2 protein-coding genes are annotated in these 1565 nt (G+C 54.5%); both read right to left on the minus strand.

The window, feature by feature from the left end; all coding sequences use genetic code 11:
* Positions 1 to 61: 61 nt before the first annotated feature.
* Complete coding sequence (locus tag GBM95_RS11650; protein WP_152159243.1) at positions 62 to 994, minus strand: hypothetical protein; 933 nt, start codon at positions 992 to 994, stop codon at positions 62 to 64.
* Positions 995 to 1034: 40 nt separating this feature from the next.
* Positions 1035 to 1439, minus strand: a complete 405-nt coding sequence (gene tnpA, locus GBM95_RS11655) for an IS200/IS605 family transposase (protein WP_139688188.1) — start codon at positions 1437 to 1439, stop codon at positions 1035 to 1037.
* Between the last annotated feature and the right edge of the window lie 126 nt (positions 1440 to 1565).

Consider the following 1565-nt stretch of genomic DNA (forward strand, 5'->3'; position numbering starts at 1 on the left):
CACGACGGACACCCTTGCCTCTGGCTGTGAGCTTGGCACTACCTCCTGCTCATCGGGACTTTCACCCTATAGAAATCGCCCATGCCGGGCACACGACGAGAATGCGCGCGGCAAGGTCCTTGCCCGTCATCTCCTCAACGTGCGGGCCGTCGAGAAAGACGGCGGCCGCATCGATCATCACGACTTTCTGGGCTTTAAGCCATGCGTCATAGGCCGGGTGCGTCAGAACGTCCGGCAGCGCATTCAATGGCGCCTCTTCATGGGCGAAGTTGATCCACACGTTCGGATTTTCATCGAGACTCAGAAAGGGAAGCGCTTCAGGATTGGCGTCTGAGCGGAGTGTTGCAATGAAAACCAGGGTCGGCAGAATCTGGTACTCACCAAGGTCGGCCATCGTCATTGCTTCCTTTAGAAGTCCAGCCTCCGAGAGCTTGGCCGCCGCCGCAACGGCGGAATCTGCGGCATAGGAAGCTCCGATCCATTCCGGATGGGAAAGCCACGTTTCCTTGAAGGCGTGAACCAGCGGGGCGCGGGTAGCTTCGTCCAGAAGGCTTTCCGGGATCTGCCAGCCAGCCTCCGCATATTCCATTAGCCGATGGGCAAAGCACGCTTCAAAGGAAAGGTTCTGCCTTGCCGGTGCCTCTTCGAGGAGCATTCTGGGACTCAAATCCTCAATTCTCCGAACGCCCTTTATTCCAGGGGGCCTTTCCGCGGCCGAAAACTCATGGAGAAGCACTTCGAGCAGCCGGCAGCCGACGCGCTTCGCATCTTGAACTTCTTCATCCGTCCCGTGCGTCAGGGAATTAGAAAGCGATTGCTGGAGGAGCGAGCATCCAACGGCTCTCGCGCGGTCGAGTTCATCCGAAAACTGCGGGTACATCAGAGGCTCCTGATGCGCGCGGTAGTAAGTTACTCGCAAAGAATTGAGGAACTTCTTCAGGTTCTCAGGATCATCGAGCTGCTCGGGCCAACTCTGCTCTTCAGCAAAATCCACCAGGAGCCCTCGCCCCGGATGGGGCGGGGAGGAATGGCGGCTAATCGGTTGTCTGATTCTCAATGTATTTTTTAAGAACTTCCAGGGAAGCTCCGCCTACTGAACAAGCGAAGTAGCTGCGCGACCAAAACAGCCCTGTTTTGCCTCCTTCAAGAATCCCTGGATATTCCTCGCGTATCTTTCGAGACGAACGCGTTTTAAAGCGGTTCACCATCTCGCTGATGCTAACCTTCGGAGGATAGCTCACGAGCAGATGTACGTGATCCGCTTCCCCGTTGGCCTCCAGGAGGCTGCAGCCTAAATCTTCGGCCGCGATTTTTAGGGCAGCAAGCACGCTTTCGAGCACTTCCGGCGTCATTACTTTGCGCCGGTATTTCGTTGTGAAGATCAAATGCACATGGAGCTTCGTCACGCTGTGACGCGCTCTTTCATAGTCGTCGAACATCAGAATTCTCTTTGACCGCTATATATTAATTCGTGAATTCCCAGGAATCCGTTAACAGAGTCTGAAAGAAATTCATATCCCGGCTTAGTTTTGATTTAAGGCAACTAACTGAAATCTAAAGGTTAG

The sequence above is a fragment of the Sutterella seckii genome (genome assembly GCF_009183815.1).
GTDB lineage: Bacteria > Pseudomonadota > Gammaproteobacteria > Burkholderiales > Burkholderiaceae_F > Sutterella > Sutterella seckii.